This window comes from Ochrobactrum sp. BTU1 (assembly GCA_018798825.1).
Taxonomy (GTDB): domain Bacteria; phylum Pseudomonadota; class Alphaproteobacteria; order Rhizobiales; family Rhizobiaceae; genus Brucella.
Genome location: CP076357.1, coordinates 341,359 through 360,068, shown reverse-complemented (window position 1 = coordinate 360,068; position 18,710 = coordinate 341,359). Strand labels below are relative to the sequence as shown.

Sequence of the window (18,710 nt, the reverse complement as noted above, 5' to 3'; positions counted from 1 at the left end):
CTCCCTCGTGGGAACAGGTTCTGCGCTACAACAAGTGAACGTCAAACGCGCCCAGCGTTAATGGAGATCAGAGAACGATGTTTCTGATGGAAACAGTTCGTTTATTATGCAAGCAACTTCTGTGCGGTTCGAAGCCTTCAATTTCTTCATTATGTTTCGGATATGAACCTTCACTGTACTTTCACGCAGCTTGAGCTCGTAGGCGATTATCTTGTTTGCTTTACCGCGACGCAACGCATTGACAACTTCAGCTTGACGTTGCGTGAACATTCCACCAAGAGGCTGTAATCTATGGGAGTTGGGATCACTTGCATGGCGGAGCGTGAGAACACTACTTGCCGGAACGAACGTGCCGCCAGCCATTGCCAACCGTAGTGCTTCGACGCAGACATTTACATTCACCGAAGTCGGTATGTAGCCTTTAACACCATAGTCCAGGGCTTTTAGGACTTGGGAAATTTCTTCCTTGTCAGCGAGAATGATAACGGGTGCTGGCGCACAATCATTGACAACGCGATTAAGATAGTTGCCAACAGCTGGATCCGATACTTTCTGCCCACCTATGTTGTATAGAACGGCGCTGACACTACGACCACGGCGCTGGTGCTGCCACTGCTCAAATGAGCTAAAGGTTGCGATCGTCATATCGATACTATGGTTCGTTAAACCATGGGCAAGACATTCGCGATCCAACGCCCGGTTGTCAATTATGACGAGTAACGGCAATAATTTGTCGTTAGCTTCCTCTTGCCTAAGGGTGCCCTCACTAGCACTAATACGAGCATTGTTCGCCAATTCACTGCTCTTTACGCTAAATTGCGGAGAAACGTTCATTTTCATGCCCTCATAATTTGCCCAAAGCGCCTTATTTCATTGCAGTTTGACTGCAATGATTATTTAGCGACGGCTGTCATAGTTGTGATTGTTTATTTTATACTTTAACCCCGTACCAAGTATTTTGTTTTTGTTTATTGATTTCAAGATTGCCTGAATTCCGACACAGTGTCATTAACTTAGATTAAGGCCTGATAGGAAATATGGTTTAGGAAATGCTCACGTATATACGCAATTAGTGGTAGAGATTACTACCTTGCCAAAATATATGACCTCGCTGACACTAATTGCAGGGCTAAAACCCTGAAGCAATGACACGAGATGTGGGCACAAGAATCAGACGAATCACGGTTCTTCAGTGGAGTTTGAAGTGGATGCGCATGGCGGTGAATACGGATGACGCGAAAACACTTCGTGAGTTTCTTGAGAGACCTCCAATTAGCGCGGTCTTCGAAGACAGCGACTTGGACATCCTTGAATCACTACCCGTATCCGTCAGATCATTCCCGCCGCACACAATCGTTAGCAGCCAGGGCGACTGGGCTAATTCACTGCATATTATTAAAAGTGGTTGGGGATGCACTTATCGAGATCTCGCGGACGGAGATCGACAAATCCTCGACTTCCCCATGAAGGGGGACTTTCTGGGATTTCGCACAGGTATCGGTTTTAATTATTATACATTGCTCTCAGTTACCGAGCTTTCCGTCTTTGAACTCTCACTTGACCATCTCACTGAACGCCTCACGAAATCGCCACGTCTGGCCATGACTTTCATCGAACTGATGGCGAGGCAGCGCGCAATCCTAGTAGAACATGTGATTAGCATCGGACGACGCAGCGCTATAGTACGTGTGGCGCACTTATTACTTGAACTCGGCCATCGCGCGCGGATGAACGGAACAGGAGACGAACTACGTTTCTTCTGTCCGCTAACCCAATCCGAATTGGGCGACGCTCTAGGCCTGACACCAATCCACATCAACCGGATGTTACGCGATTTGCGCAGTGACGACCTTCTCACCTTCCGCAACAATATCGTTGAGTTTAGAAATCGTCCTGCTTTGGTTCACATCGCGAGTTTTGATGAAGATTACTTAGCGATGAAGATTTTCCATCGCTTAAGTCTCTGACCAAAATGCACCGATATGCAACAGAAGTGTTGTGTTTGAGTGATAACTCTTTGTTATGAAGAGGCTATATACGGTATGTTTTTCCTCGCGATCTCATCAAACGATTCCTCATATCCTGCATCCGCGTATCGCATCACACCAAGGGCCGTATCATTTGTAAGCGCGTGCTCTAACCGCTCGGCTGCCCCAGTCGTACCATCCGCAATCACAGTGACGCCAGCGCTTGTCATGTAACCCGCATAGCCTCCACCGCCTGAATGCACAACCACAAGGTCGGCCATCGACGCACTCAACATCATCGCATCAATCAAAGGCCAATCAGCGATTGCATCAGAGCCGTCTTTCATACCTTCAGTCATGATGTTTGGATGTGCCATACTACCTGCGTCAAGATGATCCCGTGAGAATGCTATCGGCCCCTTCAATCCGCCAGTTGCGACCATTTGATTGACGCGCAATGCAAGTGCGGTTCTTTCGCCGTGTCCGAGCCAAGCGATCCGTGCAGGAAGGCCTTCAAAAGGCACGTATTGGCGTGCAAGCGAAATCCAGTTGGTGACAATATGATTGTCAGGAAACATCTCTAAAACTACGTCGTCGATTTTTGCTATGTCAGTTTCTTCACCCGACGTTGCCATCCAACGAAAGGGTCCAATGGCTCGGGCAAAAAGCGGGCGCAGATAAGCTTCCGTGAAGATCGGAATATCAAATGCGTTTTCGACACCGCCCTCCCTCGCTTGCGTCCGGATCAAGTTGCCGTTGTCGAAAACTTCTGATCCTTTTTTCTGAAAGCTCAGCATCGCGCTGACATGCTCCACGATCGATGCCCTGCTCGCCGCCATCAACTGCCCTTGCCCGTGGACGCGCAATTGCTTTACTTCGGTAAGGCTCATACCTTTTGGAACATACCCATAGACCAAATCATGCGCCGATGTTTGATCCGTGACGATATCTGGCACAATCCCGCGACGAGCGATTTCGGGATAGATTTCGGCTGCATTACCGACCAACCCAACCGAAAGCGGACGTCTTGCTTTGACGGCCTCACCGATCAATGTGAGTGCTGAATCCAGATTAGGAGCTATCTCCTGTAAGTAACCGATTTCTTTACGCATCTTTGCACGCACAGGGTCGATGTCGACGCAAAGGATGGCTGCGCCGGCCATGTGTCCAGCAAGCGGCTGGGCGCCGCCCATGCCTCCAAGGCCCGCAGTCAGAATGAAACGGCCAGCGAGGTCACCATTAAAGCGCTTTTGCGCGATCCGCATGAATATTTCATAAGTGCCCTGGATGACGCCTTGGCTGCCTATATATTGCCAGGCGCCAGCCGTAAGCCCTCCCCAGCAAATCAAGCCCTTTCGCTGCAACTCATAAAAATACTCAGCTTTGGCCCACTGTCCGACGATGTTGCAATTCGCCATGATGACGAGTGGCGCTTTGGCATGGGTTTTAACGATGCCAATTGGCTTGCCTGATTGAATGAGCAAGGTTTGGTTTTCATCCATTTCCAACAAGGTTTTTACAATAGCGCGATGCGCGGGCCAGCTCCGTGCAGCCTTCCCAAGCGCTGCGTAAACAATCAAATTTTCTGGGTCTTCGCCGACAGCGAGCACATTCTCAAGCAGACGTAACAACGCTTCTTGTCGCCATCCCTTGGCCCGGAGCTCTTGACCGCCTGGAATAGGGAAGTTTGGATGACGCGCGTTTTCTGTGGGCATGATCACTTTACTCCCTGAATATACTTGGATATCTCGATCCCCATTGCCTTTTCAACGGGTGGATAGACAGTTCTGTCTAGAACACTGGCGGACAGTGGTATTGTATTCATAGGGACGTGAAGGATGAAAATCTTCATTCCTTCATGCAATTCGCCCACACTTAATGGATGGCCCTGCGGCGAAAGAGTAGTGATCACCGAAGGAAAGGTTGCCAGGCGATGCCCCTGGTTATCGTCTACCGCCATGTATTCGTTCATGACGTGCAATACAACTGCATCGCTCCCTGCACCAACGGTCACGGTACCAATATCAAAGGCTTCCTTGGTGTAGACCACCTTTTTTTGCTTGATTACACCCTCCGACAAAATGTGTCCTCCGGTGTTCTTGCAAATAGCATCGATAACCGCATGTCCACCCGCAGCTTCAGCTGCGATGATAGCTTCTCCCAGACTGAGAGCCATCGAAATGCCGCCCAAGGCTGCGTGGTCGCGCACGTATGAAGCCCGCAGAGGGTTTCTGCAGGATGCAATGAATCCGCCAGATTGGTCTGCCGCGGCGCGCAAGATCGGAGAGACCTTCGCTGTAGCACCTGTCACCGTTAATTCAATATAACGATTTTCTGAGCGATTTCCGCCGACTGCAGTCTGGATCATTGGTTCGGGTGAAGCCGCCATCCCGATAGAACCCATGTCGCCAGTCGGATGCGCGCGAAGATCGCCGACCGCATCGACGACCTTTGTACCGAGTATTGCAGATGGCAGCCAGCCGTTTAGGGTTGATGATTTTCCATTCTGGCCTATGATCAGGCCTTTCAACGGCGATCCAAGGGCCTTTTGCAACAGATCTACCGCTTTGACGTAATCTACTCCCTGCATTTCCCATGGTGTTGTCGAGGCTGGAGCCCCAATGGCTGCTGCGGTAGCCACCCAGTCTTCCGGGGCAAGTTCATCGATAGCAACGAGTTCAGGCTTACCAATATTCACTGCGGCATAACCTAACATCCGTCCGTGGTCAGCCCAGCCTCCGCCCCCAGCTGCATAAACGGAGCCGCCCTTGACTGCGGCCTCAACGTCTTTCTCAACGAGAATGCGTCCCATTTAACACTCCTATTGCTTGTTTGACAGTGTTTCATCCAACGAGAGTACTGCTTCGTAAAGCACGGCCGCACCCAACGTAATCTCACCAATTGAAGTCCACTCATCGGGCGTGTGACTTCGCCCATCTTTACTCGGTACGAAGATCATGGCGGTTGGTGTTACCTTGGAAAGCCATGCCGCGTCGTGACCCGCACCCGATGCGATGCGGCGATGGGTAGCGCCAACCGTTCCACACGCTCGCTCAAGGTGCTCGAGGACCATCAAGTCGCTCGGTGCTGGGTCATTGTCCGATACACGGTTAACTGCCGGAATAGATACGGCATAATCCCGGGAGAGTTGTGCACATAGGAGGTCCAGCCAAGCTGTGAATCTGTCCATATCCGCGCGCAATTCAGCCCGAGCATCAATTAACAGTCGCGCTGAGGACGGCACTACATTGGCGGCGTTTGGTTCAATACTGAATTCGCCAACGGTTGCAGTAAAATGACCGCCCTCTGTCGAAATTTCCGTAGCCCTTTGTCTTATTTCAAGCGTCAATTTTGCGGCTGCAACAAGAGCATCCGCGCGCTTTGTCATTGGCGTAGTTCCTGCGTGATCTGCACGCCCCTCAATGATGATTTCAAATCGGCTAATACCAACGATTGTTGTAACCAGACCGATATCCTTACGCTCATCCTCAAGCACCGGGCCCTGCTCGATATGAAGTTCCAAGAAAGCCTTTATGTCGGCGCGTCTTTGACCCAGAACGATATCTCCATTGCCTCCCACCCCACCTAATTCCTCGTGAAGTGTTCGACCAGCATTCACCCGGTCCAGCCATGATTTCGGCAATTGTCCCGTCATGCCACGGCTTCCGATGCAGGAAACCCCGAACGGGCTGACTTCTTCCGCCAAGAAGTCGACAATTTCCAAGTCATGTTGCAGCTCAATATTATTGTCGTGAAGGGAACGAGCAACTTCGAGCGCGGCCACAACGCCTGCCACACCATCAAACCGACCGCCATTTGGAACGGTGTCGGTGTGAGAGCCCAACATGATAACGCCTTTCTTTGCTAAACCTTTTCGAAAACCAATCAAATTTCCAGCCGCATCGATCCTCGTCTCAAGTCCAGCGGCCAGCATACGTTTTTCAACGTAGGATCGACCTTCGAGATAGAGCGGCGTGAATACGCGCCGCGTCCAAGGTCTATCCGTTTCAGTAATCGCGGCGAGATCATTGATATCACAGGCGACACGATCGGCCTGAACCGGGAGATTACTCACCATTTCGAGCACCCGAAATGATGTGGCGTTGCGGTGGGCGCACAAACTGTCCCGTTCCCGCAGGTACGATCACATTCTTTCCATCATAGACCTTGGTACCTCGCACATAGGTCGCCGCAACTTTGTAAGGAAGTCTCATCCCATCAAAAGGTGACCACCCCGCGACATTGTTGCCCGAAGAGGCCGCGTCATAGGTATAAGGCTCCGGCACCAGGACCGAAATGTCCGCATCTCGCCCCGGAGAAAGCGCTCCCTTTATATGATCAATCCGAAAGTGCTTTGCTGGGTTCAAAGCCATCAGCCTTGCTCCCCATGACAGCGGTACGCCGCGTTCGATAGCACCTTTCACAAATAACGGAATTAGCGTCTCTAAACCGGGCAAGCCCGATGCATTTGCGAGCATATCGGGGTTGGTCTTGCGGTCGAGTGACCAGCTCACATGATCAGTGGACAGTAACCAAATATTTCCGTTAGTCAGTTCGCGCCAAAGCTTTTCGACTTCTGCCCGGGGGCGCAATGGCGGGTTGCATTTTGAGCGACCGCCAAGCCGCCTCGCGTCACTCTCTTCATCCAGCATCAGATAGTGAATAAGACATTCAGCCGTTGCATGGTAACCTTGTAAGCGGTACGACGCAGCAATCTCGTATCCGCGAGCAAGCGAGCAATGAACGACGTGAGCCGGACAGTGGGTAGCAGCACCAATCTCGTAAATTTCGGTCATTGCAAGTAATTCAGTTAAAGGCGGACGCGACATGCCATGCGCGCGGTAGTCGGTAATGCCTGAAGCCTTTACCGCTGCCATGGCGTGCTGCACATACTCCTCATTCTCATTGTGCACGCCAGCAGCCAGACCAGTCTTCGCAACCTCCCGAAAGCAATCGGTCAAAAGCGGCGGATTAATGCGCGGAAAACGTTTTGGGTCGGTTCCAAACGTTGAGAATTTAAACGAACAAACTCCCGCTTCCGCTTGTTCAGAAATGCGTTTTGAGCCTTCGATTGGGTCAATAGTGCCATAAAGCGCGAAGTCGACAAAGGCCTGCTCTTTTGCACGAGCAGCTTTGCGTTTGACTGCTTCTGCAGAGCAAATCAGATCACCTTCATCATATGGCATATCGACGATGGTCGTGACCCCACCAGCCGCTGCAGTGCGGGTTGACCAAATGAAATCCTCTTGATTTTTTTGAGAAAGCGAATGGACTTGGGCATCAATTGCCCCCGGCATGATAAGTGCATCGCCCAAAAGATGCCGCTCCCTGGCTTGAGGCGGTTCGCCGGATCCTATCTGGATGATTTTACCATCTCGCGCCGCCACGTATGCGCGCTCCACTGTGCGATCGGAGAGAACGACGGTTCCCTGTAGGACCAGATCGAAATCGGACATTACAATCCTCCTCAATCACCTCCGCAGAGGTTCATGCGTGTTTCAGTTCTCTTTGAAAGCCGGTGTCGCAACAACGACCTTTGCCCGTATCGCCTCGGGACTGCCTTCTGGTGCAGTCCCTAATGCAAAGAAGTCATCGATGCTGTTAATGGGCGCAATCTCGATGATTTGCGCTACGACTGCGTCTGAACAAATCAGTTCCTCAATACATTCCACTTCGGCAGAAAGCGGTCTGTCCTTGTCGTAGAATGAAGAACATTTGCGCACCTGTTCGTAAATGAGACGTGCAATACCTTGAGGTTTGTCATTAAGGATATCTATGGCCTGTGATGACAAAAGTGCTTCTAGTGCTGCCAACCGCTTGATGGCTTCAACCTGTCTCTCAAACCGCTCAATTACCAATGGCAAAAATGCTGCTTCGTCTTCCATGCCGCCAGCGACGACAAGTGACTGAGCTGAAACTGGATTGCTAAGGGATAGGACGCGTGAAAATATTTCCCCTGCGAGCTTGATAATGGGGCCAAACCCAGTTGCAATCTTACCCTCTGGAACGAGGTTAAGCGGTAGACCGCGGCGGTGACCGTTCCCCAGGAGAACACATCGATTGAATGCATTGCGTGCTGCGTGAGCAAGGCAGAGCGAAGCAGACTGCAACAGTATGGTCACGTCGAGCGGCAGCGACCCCCCGGAAGTGATAATTCGTCCCTCAACAACGACAGGATTATCGTCTGAACGGCCTGTTGATTGCAGAATCTTGTAGCCAGCACCCAGTAGACTTTCAATAATTGCGCCAAAGACTTGCGCCACCATTCGCAAACTTAGTGGGTCTTGCACCTGCGTGGATACAGGCCACCGCCAAGTCGCCGCTGCGTCATAAAACCATTTACCAACAAGGGCCTCCCGTGGCGTACCGACGTGGCAAGCGGCAAGCCACGGGTCCGTAGAGGCCCCAAGTGCACCCGAGGCTGTAAAACTGGTTGCAAGCATCACCCGAATAACTGACGCGGCATCTCGAAGTGCGCGGGCCGCCGCGGCAAAGCTTACCGCATTGGCTGAAAGCGACGCCAACGCATCACGGGGCGCCATTCGATGCGGTCGCATCCCAGCCCGCGCCAAAGCGTCAGCCGCGGGCATTCGCTCACCGCGGTAGGTAGCCTCACCTACACCGGTTAATACAGCACCAATTTGCCCCATTAGACCAATATCGGCACAGCCGATGGAACCTGTACGCCTGACAACAGGAATAACGTCCTCGCGCAACAGCTCCAGATATGCATCGACAAGCTCAGCTGTGCAGCCAACTTGGCCCGTCAAAATCGTATTTATCCGAATTGCGATCGCTTTTCGTACGGTGGAAGGTGGAAAAGCAGCGCCGGTACCGAAGTGATGCGCCCGAACAAGACCCATATTGAATTCATCAAGCTCATCGCTCGACCAATTGACGTCTTTCATTGCCCCTACGCCAGTCGTGCTGCCATAGACCGGAACGCCGTTATAAATAGCCTCCTCGAGGATAGCACGTGATGATCGAACACGCTCCATCCCTTCTGGCGATGCAACAACCAGGGCATCTCCGTTTCCGATTTTCATCATTTCGGCGAAGCCGAGAGGCTGCCCATTCAACACAATCTGCACTATCTCGATACCTTTAAATTAGGCCTTTGAAGCAAGTCTATCTGACTAAACCCGCTTAAGGCATATCCCATCTTGCGAACGCGTGATGTTCGAATATAGTTTATCGGTCAGGGCGAACCTTTGGGCTGACGCAAGCTGTTGAACCCCATGATCGGATTTAACCGGCAGTTTCCAACACGCATGTCATACGAAACCGCGGGTCCGATATGACAGTCAGCTGGAGGGTTTTCTTGTCGTGGAATTGGGGGAATTATGGATCTCGGCACTATACTCACGATAAACTCATTGCTGGCGACATGCTCTATTCGTGAAACAGGCCGTCTGGAAGGACGAGCACCATCGACGGTGAGTGCCTCTTTAGAGCGTATGGAAAGCGCGCTTGCATTTCCGCTGTTACGACGGGAGGGTAGCGTACTGACCTTGACATTGGAGGCAGAAAACCGTTTGCGGCTGTTTGAAGAAGCAAGCGCGCTCATTCGTAAATTGTTTTCGATCGGCAGCACAGGTGATCATCGACCAACAATCACCATCACTGCACTCGTGCGCTTTGTGACCGCAGCCAAAGCCGGCAGCATTCGGGCCGCCGCAAAAAATCTGAACATGGGTCAACCTCAACTAACGCGACAGCTTTCCGACCTCGAACGTAATCTTAATTGCAAACTCTTTGATCGGATGCGAACTGGTGTTAATTGTACAGTAGAAGGTGCGATGGCACTGGAAATAGTTGAAAGCCTCACAGCGAAATGGGAAGAGCTCTCACACGCATCCGCAGATCGTTTTCGCCACAATCTCGCAACCTGCAGGATCGGCTCTGTTATGCCACTTGGGCATGAGAGCAACATTGCTCAGATACTTGCAAACCTGACTGCGGGTTGGGAACGCCTATATCCTCGGCAACCACTCTCGATTTCGGCGAATACCGCAGACGAATTGACGTCAGGATTAAAAAGCCGACGATATGACGCCGTACTTATTGATCACGGAAACTTTTCAAAGGACTTTGACGGGCGAATTGTTTCAAATATCCCGTTGGCATTGATCGGCGATCAGCGTGTCATGGCCGGACTTTCTGACAATATCGTTTCATTTCTGCAAAGCCACCCAATAGCGCTGCCGAGTTTGAAAAGTGGAATTAGACAAAGTGCTGTGCGCTATCTCGAAAGCGTCTTGGGACCCGTGCGCCCATCAAAACTGCGCTTGATCGAAATGGATTCCATTCCGGTGATCATTAATTTGGTTACGCGACATGGCTATCTCTCGATCTTGCCAGAGCCAGTTGTCGCGCGGCTGCCGTTCCCAATTACTCAAATTCCGCTGGGGCCCGAGTACCGTCAGATACTTTCATTTGTATGGCGCCGGAACACTTTCACTTCAGCAATGTTAAATGAAGTCATTGGACTTCTTAAAGAGGATATCGAGTAGAATTTAATTTCTCGGAAGGGGTGTTTACGGAGCTTATAAATCATACACATAGCGCCGAAAACTCGTTGAGGCATCCGGTGTTCGCAATCTGGGATATATCCCTATTCTGTGTTTTTAAATAGCGTGCAATTCAAACAGCGTCTGACTGTGAGGGAGAACGAATGATGAAAGCGATGCTCATTTTGGCTGGTTTCGTAGCCGGCACTGTATATGGCGGCAGTTTTGCACTCGCGGCCGACGTGGTTGTCGGTTCAAAAATTGACACCGAAGGCGGCGTTTTGGGCAATATAATCTCCCAGGTGCTGAAGGCCAACGATATCGGCGTTGTCGATAAGATCCAGCTCGGCGCAACACCCATCGTTCGTGAAGCGATAATTCAGGGGCAGATTGACATCTATCCGGAATATACCGGAAATGCTGCATTCTTTTTCAATAAAGGCGATTTGCCAGTCTGGAACAAGGCAGACGCTGGCTATGAAGAAGCCAAAAAGCTCGACTTCGAGGCCAATAAGATTGTCTGGCTAACCCCTGCAAATGCCAATAATACCTGGGCAATAGCGGTAAGACGTGACCTTGCGGAAAAGGACAGCCTGAAGACACTTACGGATTTCGGTAAATTCGTGGCATCGGGCGGTGGCGTAAAGCTGGCGGCATCATCAGAATTTGTAAGCTCGGCGACAGCCCTGCCCGCGTTTCAAACTGCCTATGGTTTCGTTCTTAAGCCGGATCAACTCATCACGCTTTCAGGTGGAGATACTGCAGCAACTATTGCCGCTGCGGCGCAGCAGACTTCAGGTGCCAATGCGGCGATGGTGTATGGTACCGATGGCGGTATCGCTCCTGCGGACCTCGTCGTGCTGCAGGATGACAAAGGCGTTCAGCCAGTTTACCTGCCCACGCCAATTATTCGCGAAGCTACCTTGAAGGAATATCCCAAAATTGCGGAAATCCTCAAGCCAGTTTTCGAATCTTTCACGCTCGAAAACCTACAGGATTTGAACGGTCGCGTTCAAGTCGGAGGCGAACCCGCAGCGGATGTCGCTCGTGACTATCTCACGACCAAGGGCTTTCTGAAATGAAGCGACCCTGCCGAATAGTCGTTTCGGCAGAATCCAAGCCTGGGGACTTTCCCACAAATCTTCGCATGCCGCGCGAACCTTGATGCGCGCGGTAATCGACTTTCTTTGCCGGTGAGTAGGACACATTATGCAAACTAGCGCAGGAAGAACTGCCGCTGCTCCCTCACTTTTCACCCTAGACCGTTTAGGAACGGTTATTGCTTTACTGTTGATACTGGCGCTGGTCATTCAGCCGTTCGCTCTCGTTAGGCCAAACCGCGTGGCTGCAACGGCGCCAGTGTATATCTTAAATGCCCTGCCCCTTCTCCCTTCTTTCGCACTTTCCGGGCTAATCCTCGTCTCCAGCGTTGTAATGGCTAATCGGTCATCATTGAAACTGCGACTAGCCGTTCTGCTCGTAACAATAATCATGGCCGGACTTGGTATCGGCCTGAGCGCTACGTTTCTTACACCTGCCGGTAATAATTATGCCCGGATATCCCCCGGCGCTGGCTTTTGGCTCATGCTTTTTGCTCTTGCCCTTGCGATCGGAGATACGTTGGTGCGCATGCAGCTGAAACCACTTCTGCGTTTGGCGGCGCTTGGCATTTTCGTTCTCTTGTTGACGGCTTTTCTGTTCTCCGGCGTCTGGTCCGACATTTCCATCCTGAAAGAATTCGCATCTCGGCGTGATGCCTTTACAGGCGCGCTTAGTACACACGCCTTTCTTTCTGTCGGATCGCTCTTCGCAGCACTCGTCATAGCCACACCAATCGGAATATTAATTCACAATTTCGGACGTTTGCGCGATCCTGTTATTTCATTCTTCAATGTCATTCAGACAATTCCATCGATGGCATTGTTCGGTGTTCTGATAGCGCCATTGGCTTGGATAGGAACGCATCTTCCGGGGGCTGCGAAACTTGGCATTGCCGGCATCGGTCCAGCGCCGGCACTCATCGCGTTGATTGCCTACGCGTTGCTCCCTATCGTCTCTGCTACAGTTACCGGACTCGATAACGTTGCTCAGTCTGTGGTGGATGCTGCCCGCGGGGTTGGGATGACGCGGCGCCAACGGTTGTTATCGGTTGAATTACCGTTGGCTTTTCCGGTGATCCTCACAGGAATTCGCGTCGTGCTGGTACAGAATATAGGTTTAGCCGTCATTGCCGGCCTTGTCGGGGGTGGTGGTTTGGGAACGTTTGTGTTCCAAGGCATCGCCCAAACCGCCACAGATTTGGTACTACTCGGCGCCCTGCCTACGGTCGCCATGGCATTCATTGCAGCCATTTTACTAGATGCAATAATTGAAATCAGCCGTGGACAACGGAATTAGGAGCGGGCTCCATGATCGAAATTTCCAATATCACTCGTCTATACGGCGCACAGACCGCAGTCGATAGTGTTACTTTGACGATTGAGGCTGGCGCACTTGCCGTGATCGTAGGGACTTCGGGCTCCGGTAAAACTACGCTCATGCGAATGATTAATCGGTTGGTTGAACCAAGCGCTGGTACAATCAAGATTAATGGCAAGGACAACCGGGAGCTACCTGCTCATATTCTCCGCCGCGGTATTGGTTACGCCATTCAAGGGCATGGGTTATTTCCTCATCGCACAGTTGCAGATAATGTTGGCACCGTTCCGAGGCTTCTTGGCTGGGACAAGGGAAAAATCAACGCACGCGTTGATGAACTGCTTTCATTGTTCCATCTCGATCCCGCAGCCTTCCGTAATCGGATGCCCCATGAGCTCTCCGGCGGCCAACAGCAGCGCATCGGTGTAGCGCGCGCGCTGGCCTCAAACCCTGCAATTCTCCTTATGGATGAGCCTTTTGGTGCGCTCGATCCCATTATTCGTGACAAGGCACAAGAAGACCTGCTCGCAATTCAGAAACACTACGGAACGACAATTGTACTCGTCACCCACGACATGGAAGAAGCAATCCGGCTGGGTTCGAGCATCGCGGTGATGGATAAGGGCCGACTTCTTCAATATGCCACGCCAGAAGAAATAATCGCGCGTCCAGCAACCGAATTTGTCCAAGCGCTTGTTGGCGGCGGCAATGATAAAGTCTTTCGTTTGTTATCGCTTAGAAAAGTGGAAAGCCTTGTTGAACCTGGCCAAGCCGGGGGGGAAGCAATATCAAGTCAAACTTCTCTACGTGAAGCGCTCGGCGCAAGCCTCTCGTCTGGGCGGCTTGAGCTGCCCGTCAGCCATAATGGTTCGCTTATTGGACGGATAACGCGCTCGTCAATTGAAGAGCATGCTCGGAGGCTCGCATGAAGATTGGTGCATTCTTGAAGGCAGCCCTGCTGATCTTTCTCTGTGTCTTCATCGTTAAACCAGAGTTTTTTGCGAGTTTTCTCGCCCCGTTCACCAGAAACAACGCACCGGCGATCTATACTCAGAACTCATTGTTAGCACTTACCATTCACCATCTTGCCCTCGTTGCTCTTGCCACAGTAACCGCGACGATCGTCGCAGTTTCTCTCGGAATCCTTACAACGCGCCCAAGCGGGCGAGAATTTCTCCCTCTATCGCGTGCCATAGCCAATATAGGCCAAACCTTCCCTCCCGTCGCAGTGCTTGCAATAGCAGTACCGATTTTTGGTTTCGGCTCGACTCCTGCATTCATCGCACTGTTGCTATACGGACTTCTCCCGATTTTCGAAAATACACTTACTGGATTGAGCGACCTTGATCCAGAAGTCGTGGACGCAGGTCGTGGGATGGGTATGACTGATCGAGAATTGCTGTTTAATGTTGAATTGCCACTCGCATTTCCCGTCATTTTGTCGGGAATTCGTCTCGCCGCAATCATTTCCCTCTCCACAGCCACAATTGGCTCCACCGTCGCTGCAAGCACACTGGGTGAAGTAATTGTTGCGGGTCTTCTATCGGGTAATACCGCATTCGTGCTGCAAGGCGGCTTTATTGTGGCAAGTCTTGCAATCCTTCTGAATGCCGCTTTTGTTTCTTTGGAAGAAAAGCTTACTAGAAGCACTGCGCATTAACCAGCAAACATATTACAGTTAATGTGGCCTGTTCCAGTTTCAGTTCAGATTGAATTGAGAGCAATATCTATTTGTTTTTGAGCGCATTTGCTTCGCAAAAACCGCTCCGCCGTTTTCTCGGTTCGCTGTTGTGCCCGATTTTGCGGCGCAGACGGTGAAACAGGCAAAGGCAACCACGGAATTTAAGTCAATTTTAGGAAAAGATTACAATGCCGACTGGTACGAATGATATATATAAGTTCAAAGAGCGAAGATTATATTTTCGCAGCCACCAAGAATAAGAAAGCCCGTTTCGCTGGGAGGAGGAGTGCGAAACGGGCTGATCTTAAAAGCGCGGCTATTGGGAGGAGGAGCGCCACGCTTTGGGTTCAGCCTCTGGGAGGAGGAGTAAGACTGAACAGAAATAAAATACGCCCAACTGTGAGGGCTTTCAAGAAACGAGTTTGCATAGCAGCTATGCAATCTGAAAATGCAAACCACTGGAGCGGTTGCCGCAACAAGGCGCTTCTTTTCTCTTCACGGGCCAGGCCGGTGAAACTATGAATAAAGTAATTTCACTATCGATGCACAAAATGCAATTCGGACTCTACTGCCACGCTCGTTCCTAAGCTCGCAGAATCCGCATCTTTCTGCTGACCGTAGAGATCCCGGATCGCGGTTGGCGGGGGCTTGGTCCGCGATACGGGCGCACGCATTCCTGCAAACAGGCTGCTGCTCAAAAATATGCAGGACCGCATTCTAACAAAATAGCAGATTGTTGCAGTTGCAAATCGTTAGCTCGCAACCAATCACTAGCTGCCAAATTCTCGGCTATTCGACATGCAGTTCATCCAACGGGCATGTTGATTGGGCATTAAACATTTTTACAAAAATTTTCGCTGTTCGAAAATGGAACAGATTTCACGGTTTCGGGGTTCCGCAATTTGGTGAACAATTCAGGAGGACCCGATGTTGGAAAAAATTATTGCGCTGGTGCAGGATGGAAAAAACGTCCAGCAACCATTTTGTGCCGACACCTTGTCCCCTCATATGGAAGATCAGACACGCAATGCCATTGCCATCTTCTTAAGATCGAATGCGAGCGACAACCCTCGTGACCGGACGAAACCATTTATTCGGGTTTTTCGCGGTTGGTTTCGGCTTAATACAGATCATAGATGATGCCGCTCAAAATCTAACAAGAGCTGCCAGATAAAGTGGCGAAAGACCGCAGTAATTGGGGCAATGCGGATTGGTGGGCGATGTCTGATATGAAAGACCGCCTTGAAATCTTGAAACTTTAGCAAAATTTCCCACCCTGGTATGTGAAATGCAGGAAACACACTATACAGTCCTGCCGTCCTAGGGACGGCAGGATTATTTCTACACGTCAGCGGCTGCCGGCAAGTGCATCAACCAAATCGGCCTCCAAATCAGCGGGGTCTTCAAGGCCGATGGAAATACGGATCATTTGCTCGGTGATCCCAAGATCGGATTTTTGATCTTCCGGCACAACGGCGTGCGTTAGGGAAAACGGATGCTGGATGAGGCTCTCAACGCTTCCAAGGCTTACCGCAAAGTGGAAATATCGCGTAGAAGTCAGAATACGTTCGACGCGGGAGAGGTCACCCTCGACCTCAATCGTCACCACGCAGCCAAAGTTGAGCATCTGTTTAGCTGCCATGTCATGTTGTGGATGACTGGCAAGACCTGGATACATGACCTTGCGTAGCCCAAGCTCTCCCCTTCGACGCTCCAGAACCTGAGCTAGATGCAACGCAGTCTGCGACTGACGGAAGCTACGAATTTCCAGTGTCTTCAGCGATCGGTGTAATAATGCGCAATCGGTCGGAGACATCACCGACCCAAGAGCATTCTGCAAGTACTTGATGCGGGATCCGATTTCTCTTGGTGCATGAGCAGATACTGCGACAACGCCGCCTAACAAGTCAGAATGCCCATTTAGCATCTTCGTGGCGGAATGAACTACGACATCTATTCCTTGTTCAATGGGGCGTTGTCCTGCCGGGGAAGAAAACGTGCTGTCGCAGACAGTGATCGCTCCGGCCTGCGCACCAAGCCTAGAAACGAGCGAGAGATCGACAATACGTAGAGTAGGATTGGATGGCGTTTCGAACCACATCATGTCGGGCTTTGAACTCGCCACTGCTTCTGCCAGTGCGGCCGCGTCCGAGAAGTCGACAAAATCGACCGTGTGACCCGCAGTCACTGGTCGAACGTCCGCAATCAAGCGATAGACGCCACCATAAAGATCCTTATGTGCGAGGATCGAGGATCTGGTTGGCAAAGTCTCTATAAGCGTCGCAGCAGCTGCTAAACCGCTCGGAAAGGCAAACGCCACTTGCGCCCCTTCAAGATCTGCAAGCGCTAATTCAAGAGAATTTCGCGTCGGATTTCCGCTTCGACTGTAATCGAAGCCTTTGCTCGATCCGATCCCATCCTGAACATAGGTTGTCGCATGATAAACAGGCGGAATTACAGCACCAGTCAGCGGATCTGGTTCTTGTCCAATGTGGATTGCCCGAGTTGCAAATCCAGCTCGGTTTCGAGGAAGCTTGTTGTTCACGGAGACCTATCTTTCAGTGATTTGATGTAAGCCGGTGGAGCGGCCAGCATTCACGGCGGCAATAACGCTAGTAGTCTATCAGCTCGCTAGAATCCTTGAGATAAAGCGGGTGTCCTGGCGACCCATTAGACGTGATTTTCAGCGCGTAGAGTTTCACTCCGGCCGCGCGTAGCGCTTCAGTTACTGCATGTCCATGATGGGCGAGCTTTTTGTGAAGCGAACCATATGCCAAGACCACAATTTCCGCGCCCGTTGCCTGATCTACAATGGTTTGTAGATTCTCTTGAGTACTGGGTATAATGCCATCCCCAAGCAACATCTTCGGGTTTGTTGCGCGGTAGTCCATCACGTTGCATTTTACAAAGCGCCCATATCCCCAGCGACGGGTAAATTTTTGCTCCTTAAACACCGTCGGATCGTCAACAGTAACATCTGCTGTGCTCGGATTCATTCCAATCCAGAGAATATATCCATCTTTCTCGGCGCCATCCCATTCTCGCTTAAGAAGGCGACGGTAACGTCCACAGGGGGAGAAAATCGCCTCACTTCTAATCTCGGAGTTTACCTTAAGACGTACTTTACCGCCCGGGTCGTGGAGGTTGTGGCTCATGACTGTTTTCCATTGCTCCGATTTCGTAGGTGATTGCTTTTAAACCCATCAGAGGCATTTGACGACACAAAATATCGTCCTCGATTCGAAAGTGAACAGAACACAATAACTAATTGCAAAAAAATATTTTTCTACAAATTCGGAGGTATAGATAATGTGGCTGGAACCCCGAACGGTAACTAGACTTGAGTAAGTCTGTTTGGAAGCAGGCGGCCTCCAAGAGGGCAATCGCATCATACGCTCTGTTCGAGCACGAGCGTCGGTTTCTTATTGCTGCAAGTCCGGATCTATCTGACTTGCCGTCCCGGTTGATCGACGATCAGTATATCTTCTCAACTCGAATGCGTCTGCGTGCAATTACCCACCGCGAAGATCAGCAGGCTGAGTTCATGCTCTGCAAGAAATACCCCACGGGAAATCCGTTCTCCCGCCCGATTGTTAACATCTATCTGACCGAGGCTGAGTTTGCCGTCATGGCGAAGCTACCAGGCAAAGGAACTCGAAAAAGGCGATATCCCCTGGATTTTGCAACGATGACATTTACCCTCGATGTCTTCCAAGATCACCTTACTGGACTGATCTTGTGCGAAGTCGAAGCTGCAACCGTGGAAGACCTTCAATCGATTCCAACATCCAGCTAGTTAGGGCAAGAATTTACCGCTGATCCATTTTTAATGGAGCCAATCTCGCGGATATCGGAACATTGGACTTGAAGGCCCAGCTGCCATCCATGAAGACGTTCGTTTGGGAGAGGAAAACCTTATGTACGTTTTAGTGCTCCGTTGCGACTAGACCTGGACTTGAATGCAGCGTGCTTATTGATTTGCAGTATCTCATACTGCGCTTCTTGCGTTTCAACATTAAATTGCGCTCACGGTTGGGCGAACGCCTCCGAGCTAGCAGGATCAATGGCTGGTTTTTCCGCAATACGTCATTCTCTATGCCCGGACGCCAAAACTTAGCAACTCTCTCGTATCGG

16 protein-coding genes are annotated in these 18,710 nt (G+C 51.0%); 8 read left to right on the top strand and 8 right to left on the bottom strand.

Translation table 11 applies throughout. The features are described 5' to 3' along the window. Positions 1-57 precede the first annotated feature (57 nt). The gene (locus KMS41_25260) at positions 58-834 is read right to left on the bottom strand and encodes a response regulator transcription factor (GenBank protein ID QWK81784.1); all 777 of its coding nucleotides are present in this window, start codon (positions 832-834) and stop codon (positions 58-60) included. A gap of 380 nt (positions 835-1,214) precedes the next feature. On the opposite strand from KMS41_25260, the gene KMS41_25255 reads away from it, so the two are divergent. Next, the gene (locus tag KMS41_25255) at positions 1,215-1,967 is read left to right on the top strand and encodes a Crp/Fnr family transcriptional regulator (protein ID QWK81783.1); all 753 of its coding nucleotides are present in this window, start codon (positions 1,215-1,217) and stop codon (positions 1,965-1,967) included. 53 nt (positions 1,968-2,020) lie between these two features. Here KMS41_25255 and KMS41_25250 read toward each other — a convergent pair whose 3' ends face one another. The 5 genes from KMS41_25250 to KMS41_25230 are packed head-to-tail and all read right to left on the bottom strand — an operon-like array spanning position 2,021 to position 9,016. Next, on the bottom strand, positions 2,021-3,682 hold the full coding sequence (locus KMS41_25250) for a urocanate hydratase (protein QWK81782.1): 1,662 nt from the start codon (positions 3,680-3,682) through the stop codon (positions 2,021-2,023). A 2-nt stretch (positions 3,683-3,684) separates the two neighbouring features. Further along, entirely contained in the window at positions 3,685-4,779 is a 1,095-nt protein-coding gene (locus KMS41_25245; GenBank protein QWK81781.1) for a DUF917 family protein, read from the bottom strand. Positions 4,780-4,788: 9 nt separating this feature from the next. Continuing rightward, positions 4,789-6,045: a Zn-dependent hydrolase gene (locus KMS41_25240; protein ID QWK81780.1), complete on the bottom strand. Its 1,257-nt coding sequence runs from the start codon at positions 6,043-6,045 to the stop codon at positions 4,789-4,791. Further along, positions 6,035-7,423: an amidohydrolase family protein gene (locus tag KMS41_25235; protein ID QWK81779.1), complete on the bottom strand. Its 1,389-nt coding sequence runs from the start codon at positions 7,421-7,423 to the stop codon at positions 6,035-6,037. The genes KMS41_25240 and KMS41_25235 overlap by 11 nt, the downstream gene beginning before the upstream one ends. 42 nt (positions 7,424-7,465) lie before the next feature. Continuing rightward, on the bottom strand, positions 7,466-9,016 hold the full coding sequence (locus KMS41_25230; GenBank protein QWK81778.1) for an aromatic amino acid ammonia-lyase: 1,551 nt from the start codon (positions 9,014-9,016) through the stop codon (positions 7,466-7,468). A gap of 294 nt (positions 9,017-9,310) precedes the next feature. On the opposite strand from KMS41_25230, the gene KMS41_25225 reads away from it, so the two are divergent. From KMS41_25225 to KMS41_25200, 6 genes are all read left to right on the top strand, one after another. After that, positions 9,311-10,480, top strand: coding sequence for a LysR family transcriptional regulator (locus KMS41_25225; protein ID QWK81777.1), 1,170 nt, complete (start codon positions 9,311-9,313; stop codon positions 10,478-10,480). A 164-nt stretch (positions 10,481-10,644) separates the two neighbouring features. Next, on the top strand, positions 10,645-11,559 hold the full coding sequence (locus tag KMS41_25220; protein QWK81859.1) for an ABC transporter substrate-binding protein: 915 nt from the start codon (positions 10,645-10,647) through the stop codon (positions 11,557-11,559). Between the two features lie 127 nt (positions 11,560-11,686). Then, a complete protein-coding gene (locus tag KMS41_25215; GenBank protein ID QWK81776.1) occupies positions 11,687-12,874 on the top strand; it encodes an ABC transporter permease in 1,188 nt (395 codons plus the stop codon). A gap of 11 nt (positions 12,875-12,885) precedes the next feature. Next, positions 12,886-13,824 (top strand): ABC transporter ATP-binding protein, encoded by a 939-nt coding sequence (locus tag KMS41_25210; GenBank protein ID QWK81775.1) that lies wholly within the window; start codon positions 12,886-12,888, stop codon positions 13,822-13,824. Then, a complete protein-coding gene (locus KMS41_25205) occupies positions 13,821-14,555 on the top strand; it encodes an ABC transporter permease (GenBank protein ID QWK81774.1) in 735 nt (244 codons plus the stop codon). The genes KMS41_25210 and KMS41_25205 overlap by 4 nt, the downstream gene beginning before the upstream one ends. Positions 14,556-15,503: 948 nt before the next feature. Then, entirely contained in the window at positions 15,504-15,716 is a 213-nt protein-coding gene (locus KMS41_25200) for a hypothetical protein (GenBank protein ID QWK81773.1), read from the top strand. A 208-nt stretch (positions 15,717-15,924) separates the two neighbouring features. Here KMS41_25200 and KMS41_25195 read toward each other — a convergent pair whose 3' ends face one another. Then, positions 15,925-17,121 (bottom strand): PLP-dependent aspartate aminotransferase family protein, encoded by a 1,197-nt coding sequence (locus KMS41_25195; protein QWK81772.1) that lies wholly within the window; start codon positions 17,119-17,121, stop codon positions 15,925-15,927. A gap of 67 nt (positions 17,122-17,188) precedes the next feature. After that, positions 17,189-17,731 (bottom strand): DUF1643 domain-containing protein, encoded by a 543-nt coding sequence (locus tag KMS41_25190; protein ID QWK81771.1) that lies wholly within the window; start codon positions 17,729-17,731, stop codon positions 17,189-17,191. A gap of 185 nt (positions 17,732-17,916) precedes the next feature. Between KMS41_25190 and KMS41_25185 the strand changes: the two genes are divergently transcribed. After that, the gene (locus KMS41_25185) at positions 17,917-18,372 is read left to right on the top strand and encodes a hypothetical protein (GenBank protein QWK81770.1); all 456 of its coding nucleotides are present in this window, start codon (positions 17,917-17,919) and stop codon (positions 18,370-18,372) included. Positions 18,373-18,710 lie beyond the last annotated feature (338 nt).